The following is a 13,934-nucleotide window of genomic DNA, read 5'->3' on the forward strand; positions in this document are numbered from 1 at the left end:
TGGTGTCCGCCGACTTGGCGCAATTGGTAGCGCACCGTACTTGTAATACGGGGGTTGCAGGTTCGAGTCCTGTAGTCGGCACCGTCCAGCGGATCGCATCCGCGCCTCCCTCGACGACACAGATCGTCACACGGGAAATAGTGCGAGCAGAGCACACGTTCTCCCGGGTATGACTCGTATCGGAAACAGTGACCTAGACGTCTTCCCGCTCTCGCTCGGAGGCAACGTGTTCGGCTGGACAGCCGACCGTGATGCCTCCTTCGCCGTGCTCGACGCCTTCGTGGCGGGTGGTGGCGATTTCATCGACACCGCAGACGGGTACAGCTCGTGGGTGCCGGGCAACTCGGGCGGCGAGAGCGAGACGATCATCGGTGAGTGGCTCGCGTCACGCAAGCCCGAAGGCGTCATCGTGGCGACCAAGGTAAGCCAGCACCCGGAGTTCTCCGGGCTGTCGGCGTCGAACGTGCGCAGGGCCGCCGAGGCATCGCTCGCCCGACTGGGCGTCGACGCCATCGATCTCTACTACGCGCACTTCGACGATGAGACCGTGCCGCTGGAGGAGACGGTCACCGCATTCGGCGAGCTCGTCTCAGACGGCCTCGTACGCAACGTCGCGGTGTCGAACTACACCGCGCAGCGCATCCGTGAGTGGGTGGAGATCGCCCGTCGCACGGGATCGGCGTCGCCCGTCGCCGTGCAGCCCCACTACAACCTCGTTCACCGCAACGACGTCGAGGAGACGATCATCCCGGTGGCGCAGGAGTTCGGTCTGAGCCTGGTGCCCTACTACTCGCTCGCGAGCGGATTCCTCACCGGCAAGTACCGTTCGACGGCCGTCGAGGGTCAGACCTCGCCGCGCGCCTCCGGTGCGGCCAAATACGCGACGGAGGCGGGGCTGCGCATCATCGACGCTCTCGAGGAGATCGGCGACGCCCACGGCGCCTCGATCGCGGCGACCTCGTTGGCGTGGCTGCGTGCTCAGCCGACGGTCGCCGCCCCGATCGCGAGTGCTCGGACGGTCGAGCAGGTTCCTGACCTTCTCGCCGGAGCGCGATTGGAACTGCGCGAGGACGAGATCGAGACGCTGAACCGCGTCTCCGAGTGGACACCGGCGAAGGCCTGAGGCTGTCGGCCTGTCCTCCGCCCTTGCTAAGAGCCCGAGGACAGGCCGCCGTCGACCAGACCCATCCTGTGAGCCAGGATGACCAGGTGGATGCGGTCGCGGGATCCCAGCTTCGACAGGATCCTGCCGACATGCGTCTTCACGGTGGATTCGCTGACGAACAGCGCCTGAGCGATCTCCGCGTTCGTGAGGCCGCGCGCGATCTCGACGAAGACGTCGCGCTCGCGGTCGGTGAGGTCTGCCGTCAGGTCCTCGGTCGCAGTGGCGGACGCTGCAGGTGTCGCGCCGAGCGTCGGGGTCACATGCTCCAGCAGCATCCGCGTGACCCGCGGTGAGAGGGCCGCGTCACCGCGGTGGATGGCTCGGATCGCCGAGATCATCTCGTGCCTCTGCGCGTCCTTCAGGAGGAATCCGCTCGCGCCGGCGCGAATTGCGCCGAAGGCGTACTCGTCGAGATCGAAGGTCGTGAGCACCAAAACACGGGTGTCCGGATTCTCGCGGACGATGGCCTCGGTCGCCGCGATCCCGTCGAGCCCCGGCATCCGGATGTCCATCAGCACGAGGTCGGGACGGAGTCCGGACGCCTGGAGGATCGCGTCATGCCCGTCCGCGGCCTCGCCGACCACGACCATGTCGGCCTCGGCGTCGAGCACCATCCGGAAGCCGACGCGGATGAGAGCCTGGTCGTCGACGAGGAGAAGCCTGATCGGCTCGGTCATGGTGCATCCTTCGGTTCGAGGTCAGCAGGATCGGCGGGCGACACAGGCAGCTCGGCGCGCAGCATCCACCGACCGCGTTCGACGGGTTCAGAGGTGATCGTGCCGCCCGAATGCGCGGCACGTTCCACGAGCCCGCGCAGGCCGAACCCGGTCGTGCCGACAGGGCCGGAGACGCCGTCGTTGAGGATCTCGACGATCACCGAATCCGAGGCGTAGATCAGCCTGACCTCGATCGACGTCGCCATCGGCGCGTGCCTCATGGCGTTCGTGACGCCTTCCTGCACGATGCGGCCGAGCGCATGCGACAGAGCGGTGGAGATCGAGGCGGTGCCTGTGACGGAGAGCGTCACCGGAAAACCGGCGCGCTGCGCCACTGCGACCGTCTCCTGCGGTGGCGTCGGCTCGAGAGGTGCCAGGGGGAGTGGCGAATCATCGGCGCGGAGGACTCCGAGCATCGCGCGCATCTCGGTGAGCGCGCTGCGAGCCGTCTCGGCGGCGGAGGACGCCGCCGTTCGCGCCTGCACGGGATCCGGTGTCGCGGCTGCGCCCTCGGACAGGGCGACGATCACCGTGAGCGAGTGCGAGACGATGTCGTGCATCTCGCGGGCGATGCGGGCGCGTTCGCCTGCTGCGGCCAGCTGGGCCTGCTGATCGCGTTCCACGAGCAGCTGGCGGGAGCGGTCGATCACCGCAGCCAGGTAGCGTTTGCGTCCTCCGACATTCACACCGATCAAAGTGCCGATGAGTCCGAGGACCAGCGACATCACGACGGCGTTCGCGGCGATCTGCAGAGTGATGACGCCGGTGAGGGTGAGCGCACCGGCGAGCGCCGCGAGCGATGCGATCGCGATGCCGAAGCCGGTCCACGCCGCCCGCGACGAGCGGTACACGGCGAGCGAGTAGCAGCTGACCAGCAGGACAGGAGCGCCGATCGGCTGAAGCGCGAAGAGGAACAGGGCTTCGAGTGCGAAAGATGCCACGAACGGCACCAGCGGGTGCCTGCGCCGCCAGAGCAGAGTCGCGCACGTGCCGAGCACGGCGGCGGGGACCAGGATCGCCACGCCGATAGCGAGGGGCATCGGAAGATCGCGGGTGATCGCACCAGCGGGAACGAGCGAGAGGAGCAGGCACAGGATCGTGATGACGACGTCGGCGACCACCGGATGCCGCGCCCAGAAACGGCGCAGGACGCCGGGGGGACGCGGCAGCCGCAGCCCCTCGTCCTCGCGGACTGAGGTGCTGCGGCTGATCGGGGTGGTCACCGGCCGACTCTACGCGGATCGGTCATCGGTCGGCTCTCGGTCACGCGTCGCGGGTGCGGAGCACGCCCCACGCGGCGAGTATGCCCGCAGCCACCCAGCCGGCCAGCGTGAGATACGCGACCGGGCCCTCGAGGGCGGCTCCCTCGGGAAGGATCGCACTCTGAGCGGCGGCGACCGGCAGGTAGTTCGCGGTCTCGAGGAGCCACGTCCACGCGTCGCCGGCGATCGTGAAGAAGCTCGCGACGATCGGCAGGACGAACAGCAGGCCGACGGTAGCGGCGATGGCTCCGGCGCCCGAGCGCAGGATGAAGCCGAATGCGACGCCGATGAGAGCGAAGACGGACATGGCAAGCGACGACACGACGATCGGAAGGAGCGATGCCGCCGGATCGGACCAGTCGATGCTCTGATCGCGCGACGCGACGACCGCGGAGACGGCGACAGCTGCGGCTGAGAAGATCACCAGAGACGACACGAACAGGAAGACCGCGATCACGACGGCCTTGGCGGCGAGCACGGAGCCGCGCTTTGGGTTGGCTGCCAGCGTCGAGCGGATCATTCCGGTCGAGTACTCACCCGTCACGGAGATCGCACCGAGGATGCCCGCGAGCAGCATCGTGAACTGGATCGGCATGACCACGGCCTGAATGGGGTCGAAGCCCGGCAGGTCGATCGCCTGAGCGATGAGCACCGCGATGCCGACGGTGAGCACTGCGGCGATGCCGATGGACCACCAGGTGGAGCGAAGCGTGGAGAGCTTGATCCACTCGCCGCGGATCGCGCGGACGAACGTGAGGCGGTGTCCGGTGTCGACGTGCTGGCGCGTGCGGGCAGGAGCCTGGACGGTCATGAGATCTCCTTCGTGCGGTACTCGACCGAGTCGCCGGTGAGCGCCAGATAGGCGTCTTCGAGCGACCCGGTGGTCGGGGTGAGCTCGTGCAGGGGGATGCCGTGGCGAGCGGCGAGGTCGCCGATGCGGGAGGCCGGCAGGCCGACGATGTCGAGAAGATCGGGAGCCGAGCTCACGATCTCGACCGACGGGCCGCCGACCGCTGTGGCCAGATCCGCAGCGCGGGGCGTGCGGACGCGCACGGTGTTCGTCGTCCAGGCGCGGACGAGTTCTTCGAGCGGAGCGTCGGCGAGCACTCTGCCTCGGCCCATCACGATCACGTGATCGGCGGTCTGCGCCATCTCGCTCATCAGGTGGCTGGACAGCAGGACCGTGCGTCCCTCGGACGCCGCGTGGCGCACGAACTGGCGCACCCATCGCACCCCCTCGGGGTCGAGGCCGTTGACAGGCTCATCGAGGATCAGCGTGTGCGGATCCCCGAGCAGGGCCGAGGCGATTCCGAGCCGCTGCCCCATGCCGAGCGAGAACTTCCCGGCGCGCTTGCGGGCGACGGGCGCGATGCCCGCCAGGTCGATGACCTCGTCGACGCGCGACGCGGGGATGCCGTGGGTCGCCGCCATCGCACGCAGATGATTGCGAGCGGTGCGGCCGGTGTGCACCGCCTTCGCGTCGAGAAGCACCCCCACCTCGGTGAGCGGGGCGCGAAGCTTCCGGTACTCCCGGCCGGCGACGGTCGCGATGCCGGACGTCGGCCGGTCGAGGCCGACGATCATGCGCATCGTGGTGGATTTTCCCGCGCCGTTCGGACCGAGGAACCCGGTGACCGTGCCCGGCTTGACCGTGAACGACACGTCCTGGACGGCTGTCTTGTCTCCGAATCTCTTCGTGAGGCCTTCTGCTGTGATCATGTCTACGACGCTATCGACGGCGCCGCAGCCCGCGCGTCCTCCCTGGGTACCGTTCCCCGGAGGCAGCGGGTCATCCTCACGGTGGATGGCCGGTGCGGAATCGTCAGGACGAGGGGCGCCCGAACAGGTCGGGATCCACGGGCCGCTGGGCGCGTGGGAGCTTCTCGACCACCAGACGGTACGACTCCGTGACCAGCTCGGACACGAGTTCCTCGTCGAGTGACGGCCCCGGCATCAGGGTGATCCAGTGCTTCTTGTTCATGTGGTACCCCGGGACGATGTCGGCGAAGGTCTCGCGCAATGCGACCGAGTCGTCGGGATGCGACTTGAGCGTGACCCTCCCGGTCTGGTCGAGAGGGATCAGCAGGAACACGCGTCCGCGCACCTTGTACACGTCCCACTCGGGACCGAACGGGTTCTCCCGCGCCGCGCCCGGCAGCTCCTCTGCACGCTCCGCCGCGGTGGCGACGAGATCCGTCGAATCCATGAGCTCAGAACAGCCGATCCGCGCCCTTGTCGCTCGCGCGCGGCGCGGCGTGCACGCGCTCGTCGAGCGTCGCAGCGGCGAGCAGCGCCTCGTCGATGATGTCCTTCGTGGGCTCGGCGGTGAGCCACTCCTCACTCAGGGACGCGGGGATCAGCAGCGGCATCCGGTCGTGCACGTCCGCGAGGTGCGGAGGAGCGGGGCGCATCACGATCGAGTAGCAGGTGAAGGACTCGCCGTCGGCGGTGCGACCTCTCTGGGTGACCGCCGCCATCCCGAAGAGGGCCCCCTCGTCGACGAGGAACTCGTGCCACACGCGCTCGGGCTTCTTCATCTCGTACCAGCTGGTCGCAGGGACGAGCGCGCGACTCTTCAATCCGCCGGGGCGCTCCTGCAGCCGCTCGGAGCGGGTGTTGATCGACGGGAACTTCGACGGCTCCCCGTTGATGAGGAATCCCCACCACGCCGGCTCGAGCGTCGGAGCGGTGTCGGGCTGGACCACGATCGGATTGAGATTGCGGAGGTTCTTGCCGGTGGGGCGAACGGTCTCGCGGGCATTCTGCTCAGCCCACTCCCGGAGCCCGTCGAGCACGGCCTCGTCGGCCGCTGCGAGGAGTTCGGTGTCGGTGAACCGGGGGTCAAGTCCGTAGCTCGCGCACATGCCGTCAGGGTACGCCCGGCCACGGACATCGTGCACGCTGCGGGAGGAGGATCCTCGCTCGGCTAGGGTCGACGGGTGACCCAGGTTCGTCGTCTCTCCCCGCCCCTCGCGCTCGGCGGAGCGGTCGCGATCGGCGTCATGACGGCTGTCCAGGCGCGGATCAACGGGGTGCTGGGCGTCGAGATCGACAACGGCATCGCGGCCGGTCTCATCTCGTTCTCCGTGGGACTCGCGGCCCTGGCGATCGTGATCGTCTGCCTTCCCTCGGCTCGTCGAGGCGTCGGACGACTGCGCGGCGGCATCCGCGATCGGACCATCCCGTTCTGGATGCTGCTCGGCGGCGCCTGCGGCGCACTCACCGTATCGACCCAGGGGATCACCGCCGGCGTGCTCGGCGTCTCGCTGTTCACGGTCGGCGTGGTGGCGGGACAGACGCTGCACGGCCTCGTCCTCGACAGGATCGGGTTCGGCCCGGCGGGAGTGGTCGCGATCACGCCGGGACGCGTGCTGGGCGGCGCGTTCGCGCTCGCCGCAGTGGGCATCTCCCTGAGCGGGGACGTGCTGGCCACCGCCCCGCTCTGGATGCTGCTGCTGCCGTTCGCCGCGGGTGTCGGCATCGCCTGGCAGGCGGCGACCAACGGCAGGCTGGCTCAGCGCGTGAGGTCGCCCCTCGCGGCCACCTTCATGAGCTTCATCGCCGGCACCGTCGCGCTGCTGGCCGCCGCGGGCATCAGCATCGCCGTGCGAGGAGTGCCCGATGCGCTGCCGACCGAGCCGTGGCTGTACCTCGGAGGATTCCTCGGCGCGGCGTACATCCTGCTCGGCGCCTTCATCGTCGCGCATACCGGCGTGCTGCTGATGGGCCTCGGCTCGGTGCTCGGTCAGCTCGCCACGTCGGTGATCATCGACCTCATCTGGCCCGCGGCCGCGGGGCCGGCGCTCTGGCAGATCGTCGGCATGGTGATCGTCGCCGTGGCATCCGTGGTCGTCGCACTCCCGCGTCGCCGACGCAGCTGAGCGCCCTACTTCTTCTTCGGCTGCGGCATCCGCGTCACGAGTGCCCGGGCGTCGACCGGCTTGCGGCGTCCCGGCTTCTTGCCCTGCGGCTTGCCGCCGACATACAGCCAGCCGAGCAGCTCTTCGTTCTTGCCGATGCCGTGAGCCTTCGCGATGGCCTTCGAGCGCGTGTACCGACCGGTGCGCCACAGCACACCCCAGCCGGCCTCGTCGAGCAGCAGGCTGAGCATGTGGGCGACGCCTGACGCGACCGCCTCCTGCTCCCACCGGGGAACCTTGTCGCTCTTGCGATAGCTGGCGACCACGGCGATCAGCAGCGGAGCGCGAAGAGGCTTGGTCGACGGGGACTTGTCACCCTCCGCCTTCGCGATCGCTGCGCCGAGCACCTCGCGGTCGGACCCGCGGAGCTCGATGAGACGCCACGGGCGCAGCGACGAATGATCGGCCACACGACCCGCTGCGGCGACGAGCGTCAGCAGCTCATCGCGCGACGGCGCGTCGTCGGTCACCTTCGACCAGGACTGCCGTGCGCGGACCGCCTCGAGGGCGTTCACGACTCTTCGGGTGTGAAGTTCAGGGCGATCGAGTTCATGCAGTAGCGGTCGCCGGTGGGCGTGCCGAATCCGTCGGGGAAGACGTGGCCCAGGTGAGAGCCGCAGTTCGCGCAGCGCACCTCGGTGCGCACCATGCCGAGCGTCGTGTCCTCGGTGAGCTGCACCGCGTCGGGGCGGATCGACTCGTAGAAGCTCGGCCAGCCGCATCCGGAGTCGAACTTCGTGCCGCTCTTGAACAGCTCGGCACCGCAGGCGCCGCAGGTGTAGAGGCCCGCTCGGCCCTCGTCGAGAAGCTCGCCCGTCCAGGCGCGCTCGGTGGCGGCTTCGCGCAGCACGGCGTACTGCTCCTCGCCGAGCTCCTCGCGCCACTCTTCTTCGGTCTTGTCCACGCTGTACGACATCGGTCCTCCTGGGGGTCTGATCCATTCTCTCGCGTTCAGAGGCGCTCGGCGCCACGAGACAATGGATCCATGACGGATGCCGTGCAGCAGCGCTACGCGCGTTTCGCCGAGCAGGAGGCGCCGGGGCGCAGCGACCTGTATGTCGAGTGGGCCGACGGTGTCGCCGCCGACTCCGAGGTCCAGGGCGTGCTCGCGCGGATTCCGGAGAACAGACGGCAGCCCCCGCTCGTGTTCGCGGTGACACGGATGCTGGGCGCCGGCCTCGTCGGCTACGGCGCCTGGCGGTCGTTCGTGATCGCGCGCGCCGATGAGATCGTGGCCGAGTGCAGCGGCCGGCGCCTGCAGACGAACGAACCTCTGCGTCTCGCGCCGCTTCTGCCCGCGCTGTCGGAGATCGACGGCCCGATCGCGCTGCTCGAGGTCGGAGCCTCCGCAGGACTGTGCCTCTATCCGGACAGGTACTCGTATCGCTTCGTGGGCGCGGACGGGCGGCTGCGCGCGTCGCTCGACCCCGCGGACGGCCCCTCCACCGTGATCCTCGAGAGCCGTGTCGACGGAGCCCTTCCGCCGATGCGGATGCCCGATGTGGTGTGGCGAGCCGGCATCGACCTCGCGCCGCTCGACGCGCGAGACGAGCGTGACCGGCGCTGGCTGCTGGGTCTGGTGTGGCCGGGGGAGGAGGGGCGCGAGCAACGGGTGTCGGCGGCGCTCGACATCGCGGCATCCGCCCCTCCCCACCTCGTCGCAGGCGACGCGCTCGAGCAGATCGACGAGCTCGCCGCCGAGGCGCCCCGCGACGCCGCCCTCGTCGTCACGACTCCCGGCGTGCTGGTGCACATTCCCCGGGAGGCCCGTGAAGCCCTCGTCGACCGCATCCGCGGACTCGGCGCGCGCTGGCTGACCATCGACCCTCCCGCGCTCCTCGACGCCTGGGATCCGCCCGTCGTCGCCGCGGAGTGGCCCGGTTTCGTCGTGGCGCTCGACGGGCAGGTGCGCGCAGCCGCCGACCCACTCGGGCGATGGTGGGAGTGGCGTGCCGGAATCGGCGGGGCGGCGACCTAATCTGATCTCATGCTGGGAGAGCTGAGCGAGCGCGATCGTGCGATCCTCGCGCTGGAGACCGCGTGGCCGCGCCACGGCGGCGCGAAAGAGGAGACCATCCGCGCCCAGCTGGGTATGAGCGCCGCGCGCTACTACCAGCTCCTCGGACGTCTGATCGAGTCGGAGGCCGCCCTCGAGTACGACCCGATGCTGGTGCGTCGGCTGCGGCGCATCCGCGACTCGAGATCATTCCAGAGAGCCGCTCGCACGCCCGGTTTCGTCGGCTGACTCGCGCGTCCGCCACGCGCCGACGGCGCTCGATGCGGATACAGAGGTCGGTGCCGTTAGCATCGAGGGGTGTCAAAGCCCAGCCGAGATCGATTCGACGACGTCCCCCGATCATCCGGACGCGTCGGAGCGCATCGCGCCGAAGCCCCGGGGATGAACGGCTGGGTCGTGCTCCTCTGGTCTTTCGTGGCCGCTCTGGTGCTCATCATCGGCGGCATCTTCGGCTCGCTGGTGGTGATGGGGCGTATCAGCCTCTTCCCGGAGGCCGTCCCCACGGCCAGTCCTGCACCCGTCGAGACCGGAGTCGTCGACGTCACCTACTCGGTGATGATCCTCAACGCATCCCCGGACGAGGGGCTCGACGAGCAGATGCGCGACGTCCTGATCAACAACGGCTGGGCAGCGGACGTCGTGTTCGCGACCGACAGTGCGAGCCAGGACTTCTCGACGACGACGGTTTACTACGTCGCCGACGAGGACGAGCTCGCGGCCATCGGCCTCGCGAACCTCATCGGCGGAGCGCAGGTGGAGCAGAGCGATTTCTACACCGATCTGAACGACACCGGCGCGAAGCAGCTCACGGTGGTCATCGGACTCGATCGCGCGACCACCGCTCCCGAGACTCCCGCAGACACCCCTGCCCCGTAGAGCGCCGCGCGGTCCCTCCCCGCAGCTTGCACTCGATGGGGTCGAGTGCCAGAATGGCGTTAGCACTCTCTCACTCTGAGTGCTAAACCCAACGTCTACGTCCAGGAGGGACGACAAAACTCATGGCAAAGATCATCGCTTTCGATGAGGAGGCCCGCCGCGGCCTCGAGCGCGGCCTCAACATTCTCGCCGACGCCGTCAAGGTGACGCTCGGCCCGCGCGGTCGCAACGTCGTGCTGGAGAAGAAGTGGGGCGCCCCCACGATCACGAACGACGGCGTCTCCATCGCCAAGGAGATCGAGCTCGACGACCCGTACGAGAAGATCGGTGCGGAGCTCGTCAAGGAGGTCGCCAAGAAGACCGACGACGTCGCCGGTGACGGAACCACCACCGCCACGGTGCTCGCCCAGGCTCTGGTCCGCGAGGGTCTGCGCAACGTCGCAGCCGGCGCAGACCCGATCTCGCTGAAGCGCGGCATCGAGAAGGCCGTCGCGGCCATCACCGAGGAGCTCCTCGCCAGCGCGAAGGAGATCGACTCCAAGGAGCAGATCGCTGCGACCGCTTCGATCTCGGCTGCTGACCCCGCCATCGGCGAGCTCATCGCCGAGGCGATCGACAAGGTCGGCAAGGAGGGCGTCGTCACCGTCGAGGAGTCGCAGACCTTCGGCACCGAGCTCGAGCTCACCGAGGGCATGCGGTTCGACAAGGGCTACCTGAACCCGTACTTCGTGACGGACCCGGAGCGCCAGGAGGCTGTCTTCGAAGACGCCTACATCCTCATCGCGAACCAGAAGATCTCGAACATCAAGGACCTTCTGCCCATCGTCGACAAGGTGATCCAGGACGGCAAGGAGCTCGTCATCATCGCCGAGGACGTCGAGGGCGAGGCTCTCGCGACTCTCGTGCTCAACAAGCTCAAGGGCATCTTCAAGTCGGTCGCCGTCAAGGCACCCGGCTTCGGCGACCGCCGCAAGGCGCAGCTGCAGGACATCGCGATCCTCACCGGTGGTCAGGTCATCACCGAAGAGGTCGGCCTGAAGCTCGAGAACGCCACGCTCGACCTGCTGGGTCGCGCTCGCAAGGTCATCGTCACCAAGGACGAGACCACGATCGTCGAGGGTGCCGGAGAGGCAGACCAGATCGAGGGTCGCGTCACGCAGATCCGTCGCGAGATCGAGAACACCGACAGCGACTACGACCGCGAGAAGCTGCAGGAGCGCCTCGCCAAGCTTGCAGGTGGCGTCGCCGTCATCAAGGCGGGCGCGGCAACCGAGGTCGAGCTCAAGGAGCGCAAGCACCGCATCGAGGACGCCGTCCGCAACGCGAAGGCAGCCGTCGAGGAGGGCATCGTCCCCGGTGGTGGCGTCGCGCTGATCCAGTCCGGCACCAAGGCTCTCGACGCTCTCTCGCTCTCGGGCGACGAGGCGACCGGTGCGAACATCGTTCGCGTCGCGATCGAGGCTCCGCTGAAGCAGATCGCCCTGAACGCCGGCCTCGAGCCGGGTGTGGTCGCGAACAAGGTCTCCGAGCTTCCCTCGGGTCAGGGCCTCAACGCGGCTACCGGTGAGTACGTCGACATGTTCGCAGCGGGCATCATCGACCCGGCGAAGGTGACCCGCTCGGCGCTGCAGAACGCAGCATCGATCGCGGCTCTCTTCCTCACCACCGAGGTCGTCGTGGCTGACAAGCCCGAGAAGGCTCCGGCCCCGATGGGTGACCCGTCTGGTGGCATGGACTTCTGATCCATCACTGCTGAACAGAAACGCCCCGACCTCGGTCGGGGCGTTTCTGCGTTCGCGGGCGGTCGAACCCGTGAGTCAGCGGAACAGGCTCGCCGAGTACTGATCGGCATCCGCGTACTGCGTCGCCGCACTGCCCAGCGAGTGCCCGATGGACTCGAGCACCTGCTCGACGTGCAGCTGGGCTCCTCGCCACTCTTCAGCGCATGACTGGAACGCGGCTGAGGCGGTGCCGACCCACGATGCCTGCAGCTGCGTCAGCTGGGACATGAGCGTCGCAGACTCGGTCTGCAGACGCTCCATCGTGGCCAGTGCGGCTCCTTGGGCGGCACCTACTGCTTCGGTGTCGACGGTGATGACGGACATGGGAACTCCTCTCGTTCGGTTCTCCGACGGTAGGGGAGGGGCGACTGCCGGATGCCGATGCGGCGCGATCGCCCGCAGCCGTTGTGGAGAACCTGCGCGGAGGATTCTCCGTGCAGCAGGAGCCGTCAGATGTCGAGCGGCTCGATCGGCTGGGTGTCCTCGAGAAGATGCGCAGGTGTCGCGCGTGAAGGTGCGAGGGGGAGGGTGACGGTGAACGTCGCTCCGCCGCCGGGCGTCTCCGACACCGCGACGCTTCCGTGCAGCGCCTTCACGATGGACGAGACGATCGCGAGACCCAGGCCCGACCCTCCCGTCTCGCGAGCGCGCGAGGTGTCGGCGCGCCAGAAGCGCTCGAAGATCTGCTCGCGGATCTGCGGCGGGATCCCCTCACCATGATCGACGATGGCTATGCTCCCCGTGCCTCGCACACGATCTGCGTCGACCACGATCTCGATCGGACTCTCCTCCGCCGAGAAGCGTCGCGCATTGCCCAGCAGGTTCGTGACGACCTGGCGGACCTTGTTCTCCTCGCCGAGCACGATCGGCGGCGTGCGCACGGGGATGTCCGCCGCTTCGGTGAAGTCGATCGCCGGCACGGCTGCACCGGAGTTCCGGGGGCGACGGCGCAGGCGCGCGAGCGTTCCGCGTGAGAGCCCACGGGGTGCTGGCGTCTCCGGAGCGGAGGGAACGACCGGTGTGGAGCGCGTGGTGACATCGATCAGCGGAGCCTCGACGGTGCGATCGACCACGGTCACGGTGCGCGCCGGAGCCGCCGCGCGCAGGTCGAGAGCGGCGTCCCGCGCGATCGGTCGAAGATCGAGGGCTTCGATCTCGGGCTCCCGCTCCTCGTCGAGGCGCGCAAGAGCGAGAAGGTCCTCGACCAGGACGCCCATGCGGATCGCCTCCTTCTCGATCCGCTCCATCGCGCGTGCGGTGTCTTCCTCGCCCTTGATCGCGCCCATGCGGTAGAGCTCGGCGTATCCACGCACGCTCACCAGGGGAGTGCGCAGCTCGTGGCTGGCATCTCCGATGAAGCGCCGCATGTGCTGCACGGTGCGATCTCGCTGCGCGAGCGACGCGTCGACGCGGTCGAGCATCGTGTTGATCGCGCTGTTCAGGCGGCCGACCTCGGTCGTGGGCTCGAGATCGGTGAGACGCTGGGTGAAATCGCCGGCGGCGATCGACATGGCGGTCGACTCGACCTGCCCGAGCCGACGGAATGTCAGCGTCACCAGACCGCGGGTCAGCAGAGCGGCCAGGAAGATCGTGACGAACGCGACCGTGATGTAGATGCCGAAGTACTGGCTGATGATGCGATCCGCGTACTCGAGCGGCATCGCGACGATCTGGATACGCAGCGATCCGTCGCCCTCTCCGGGCACCCGCGCGACAGCGGCGCGGAAGCTCGACCCTTCGGTCCCCTCCATCGTGAACGGCGTGTCCTCGTTCGCCTGCACGTCGAGAGGCGAATAGGTCGCGGGGAAGAGCGGCTGTCCGTTGGCGGAGTTCCCGGTGGTCGTCTGCAGCACGCCCTCGGCGTCGTAGATCGCGACGAAGAAGTCTCGCGGCGAGTCGGTGGGGGTGTAGACGGTCTCGCCGTCCTCGACCGTCACCTCGAAGTAGCGGCTCGCGAGATCCGCCGACACCAGGGCCGGAAGCTGCGCATCGATGTTGCTGATGAGCGAGTTGCGCAGGATCGGCACGGTGCCGATGCCCGCGGCGAGAAGACCCAGTGCGAGCACTGCGACCGTGACACCCGTCACCTTGGCGCGCAGGCTGATCGACCGCCACCACCGGGTGATCGCGTCAGGCTTGTGCGCCATGCGGACCTCCCTGGAGACGGATGCTGTGCGGCGTCAGCGTGCGGCGGTGT

At 68.5% G+C, this 13,934-nt stretch carries 16 protein-coding genes and 1 tRNA gene; 7 read left to right on the forward strand and 10 right to left on the reverse strand.

The window, feature by feature from the left end:
- Positions 1–8 precede the first annotated feature (8 nt).
- Together AB0P11_RS09120 and AB0P11_RS09125 are read left to right on the forward strand one after the other, a co-directional pair.
- Positions 9–81, forward strand: a tRNA-Thr gene (locus AB0P11_RS09120).
- An 88-nt stretch (positions 82–169) separates the two neighbouring features.
- Positions 170–1,123: an aldo/keto reductase gene (locus AB0P11_RS09125; RefSeq protein ID WP_056279890.1), complete on the forward strand. Its 954-nt coding sequence runs from the start codon at positions 170–172 to the stop codon at positions 1,121–1,123.
- Positions 1,124–1,149: 26 nt separating this feature from the next.
- Here the strand turns inward: AB0P11_RS09125 and AB0P11_RS09130 are convergent, their stop codons facing one another.
- The 6 genes from AB0P11_RS09130 to AB0P11_RS09155 form a co-directional block, all read right to left on the reverse strand.
- Positions 1,150–1,842: a response regulator transcription factor gene (locus AB0P11_RS09130; protein WP_056279892.1), complete on the reverse strand. Its 693-nt coding sequence runs from the start codon at positions 1,840–1,842 to the stop codon at positions 1,150–1,152.
- A complete protein-coding gene (locus tag AB0P11_RS09135) occupies positions 1,839–3,104 on the reverse strand; it encodes a histidine kinase (protein ID WP_056279894.1) in 1,266 nt (421 codons plus the stop codon). Before AB0P11_RS09135 ends, AB0P11_RS09130 begins: the two co-directional genes overlap by 4 nt.
- A gap of 40 nt (positions 3,105–3,144) precedes the next feature.
- The gene (locus tag AB0P11_RS09140) at positions 3,145–3,954 is read right to left on the reverse strand and encodes an ABC transporter permease (RefSeq protein WP_363521395.1); all 810 of its coding nucleotides are present in this window, start codon (positions 3,952–3,954) and stop codon (positions 3,145–3,147) included.
- Positions 3,951–4,862 carry an ATP-binding cassette domain-containing protein gene (locus AB0P11_RS09145; RefSeq protein WP_053097271.1) on the reverse strand — a complete coding sequence of 304 codons (912 nt, stop codon included), beginning with the start codon at positions 4,860–4,862 and terminating at the stop codon, positions 3,951–3,953. The genes AB0P11_RS09140 and AB0P11_RS09145 overlap by 4 nt, the downstream gene beginning before the upstream one ends.
- 103 nt (positions 4,863–4,965) lie before the next feature.
- Entirely contained in the window at positions 4,966–5,349 is a 384-nt protein-coding gene (locus AB0P11_RS09150; RefSeq protein WP_285364164.1) for an MmcQ/YjbR family DNA-binding protein, read from the reverse strand.
- A gap of 4 nt (positions 5,350–5,353) precedes the next feature.
- Positions 5,354–6,007 carry an SOS response-associated peptidase family protein gene (locus AB0P11_RS09155; RefSeq protein ID WP_056279898.1) on the reverse strand — a complete coding sequence of 218 codons (654 nt, stop codon included), beginning with the start codon at positions 6,005–6,007 and terminating at the stop codon, positions 5,354–5,356.
- Positions 6,008–6,082: 75 nt separating this feature from the next.
- On the opposite strand from AB0P11_RS09155, the gene AB0P11_RS09160 reads away from it, so the two are divergent.
- Positions 6,083–7,024, forward strand: a complete 942-nt coding sequence (locus AB0P11_RS09160; protein WP_056279900.1) for a DMT family transporter — start codon at positions 6,083–6,085, stop codon at positions 7,022–7,024.
- A 5-nt stretch (positions 7,025–7,029) separates the two neighbouring features.
- Here the strand turns inward: AB0P11_RS09160 and AB0P11_RS09165 are convergent, their stop codons facing one another.
- Together AB0P11_RS09165 and msrB are read right to left on the reverse strand one after the other, a co-directional pair.
- Entirely contained in the window at positions 7,030–7,578 is a 549-nt protein-coding gene (locus AB0P11_RS09165) for a nitroreductase family protein (protein WP_053097263.1), read from the reverse strand.
- A complete protein-coding gene (msrB, locus tag AB0P11_RS09170) occupies positions 7,575–7,979 on the reverse strand; it encodes a peptide-methionine (R)-S-oxide reductase MsrB (protein ID WP_363521401.1) in 405 nt (134 codons plus the stop codon). The genes AB0P11_RS09165 and msrB overlap by 4 nt, the downstream gene beginning before the upstream one ends.
- 69 nt (positions 7,980–8,048) lie before the next feature.
- On the opposite strand from msrB, the gene AB0P11_RS09175 reads away from it, so the two are divergent.
- From AB0P11_RS09175 to groL, 4 genes are all read left to right on the forward strand, one after another.
- Positions 8,049–9,041 (forward strand): DUF2332 domain-containing protein, encoded by a 993-nt coding sequence (locus AB0P11_RS09175; RefSeq protein WP_053097259.1) that lies wholly within the window; start codon positions 8,049–8,051, stop codon positions 9,039–9,041.
- Between the two features lie 9 nt (positions 9,042–9,050).
- A complete protein-coding gene (locus AB0P11_RS09180; RefSeq protein ID WP_053097256.1) occupies positions 9,051–9,308 on the forward strand; it encodes a DUF3263 domain-containing protein in 258 nt (85 codons plus the stop codon).
- Positions 9,309–9,377: 69 nt separating this feature from the next.
- On the forward strand, positions 9,378–9,956 hold the full coding sequence (locus AB0P11_RS09185; RefSeq protein WP_230100374.1) for a LytR C-terminal domain-containing protein: 579 nt from the start codon (positions 9,378–9,380) through the stop codon (positions 9,954–9,956).
- Between the two features lie 122 nt (positions 9,957–10,078).
- Positions 10,079–11,698, forward strand: a complete 1,620-nt coding sequence (gene groL, locus AB0P11_RS09190) for a chaperonin GroEL (RefSeq protein ID WP_053097253.1) — start codon at positions 10,079–10,081, stop codon at positions 11,696–11,698.
- 75 nt (positions 11,699–11,773) lie between these two features.
- Here groL and AB0P11_RS09195 read toward each other — a convergent pair whose 3' ends face one another.
- Complete coding sequence (locus AB0P11_RS09195) at positions 11,774–12,061, reverse strand: WXG100 family type VII secretion target (protein WP_056279906.1); 288 nt, start codon at positions 12,059–12,061, stop codon at positions 11,774–11,776.
- A 125-nt stretch (positions 12,062–12,186) separates the two neighbouring features.
- On the reverse strand, positions 12,187–13,884 hold the full coding sequence (locus AB0P11_RS09200; RefSeq protein WP_072591604.1) for a HAMP domain-containing sensor histidine kinase: 1,698 nt from the start codon (positions 13,882–13,884) through the stop codon (positions 12,187–12,189).
- Positions 13,885–13,934 lie beyond the last annotated feature (50 nt).

It is taken from the genome of Microbacterium sp. NPDC079176 (genome assembly GCF_040686675.1).
Lineage (GTDB): Bacteria > Actinomycetota > Actinomycetes > Actinomycetales > Microbacteriaceae > Microbacterium.

Excerpts from the sequence above, each read along its gene's own strand:
- AB0P11_RS09125 (WP_056279890.1), top strand. The coding sequence starts at position 170 with ATGACTCGTATCGGAAACAGTGACCTAGACGTCTTCCCGCTCTCGCTC.
- AB0P11_RS09130 (WP_056279892.1), bottom strand. The coding sequence starts at position 1,842 with ATGACCGAGCCGATCAGGCTTCTCCTCGTCGACGACCAGGCTCTCATC.
- AB0P11_RS09140 (WP_363521395.1), bottom strand. The coding sequence starts at position 3,954 with ATGACCGTCCAGGCTCCTGCCCGCACGCGCCAGCACGTCGACACCGGA.
- AB0P11_RS09145 (WP_053097271.1), bottom strand. The coding sequence starts at position 4,862 with ATGATCACAGCAGAAGGCCTCACGAAGAGATTCGGAGACAAGACAGCC.
- AB0P11_RS09150 (WP_285364164.1), bottom strand. The coding sequence starts at position 5,349 with ATGGATTCGACGGATCTCGTCGCCACCGCGGCGGAGCGTGCAGAGGAG.
- AB0P11_RS09155 (WP_056279898.1), bottom strand. The coding sequence starts at position 6,007 with ATGTGCGCGAGCTACGGACTTGACCCCCGGTTCACCGACACCGAACTC.
- msrB (WP_363521401.1), bottom strand. The coding sequence starts at position 7,979 with ATGTCGTACAGCGTGGACAAGACCGAAGAAGAGTGGCGCGAGGAGCTC.
- AB0P11_RS09175 (WP_053097259.1), top strand. The coding sequence starts at position 8,049 with ATGACGGATGCCGTGCAGCAGCGCTACGCGCGTTTCGCCGAGCAGGAG.
- AB0P11_RS09180 (WP_053097256.1), top strand. The coding sequence starts at position 9,051 with ATGCTGGGAGAGCTGAGCGAGCGCGATCGTGCGATCCTCGCGCTGGAG.
- groL (WP_053097253.1), top strand. The coding sequence starts at position 10,079 with ATGGCAAAGATCATCGCTTTCGATGAGGAGGCCCGCCGCGGCCTCGAG.
- AB0P11_RS09195 (WP_056279906.1), bottom strand. The coding sequence starts at position 12,061 with ATGTCCGTCATCACCGTCGACACCGAAGCAGTAGGTGCCGCCCAAGGA.
- AB0P11_RS09200 (WP_072591604.1), bottom strand. The coding sequence starts at position 13,884 with ATGGCGCACAAGCCTGACGCGATCACCCGGTGGTGGCGGTCGATCAGC.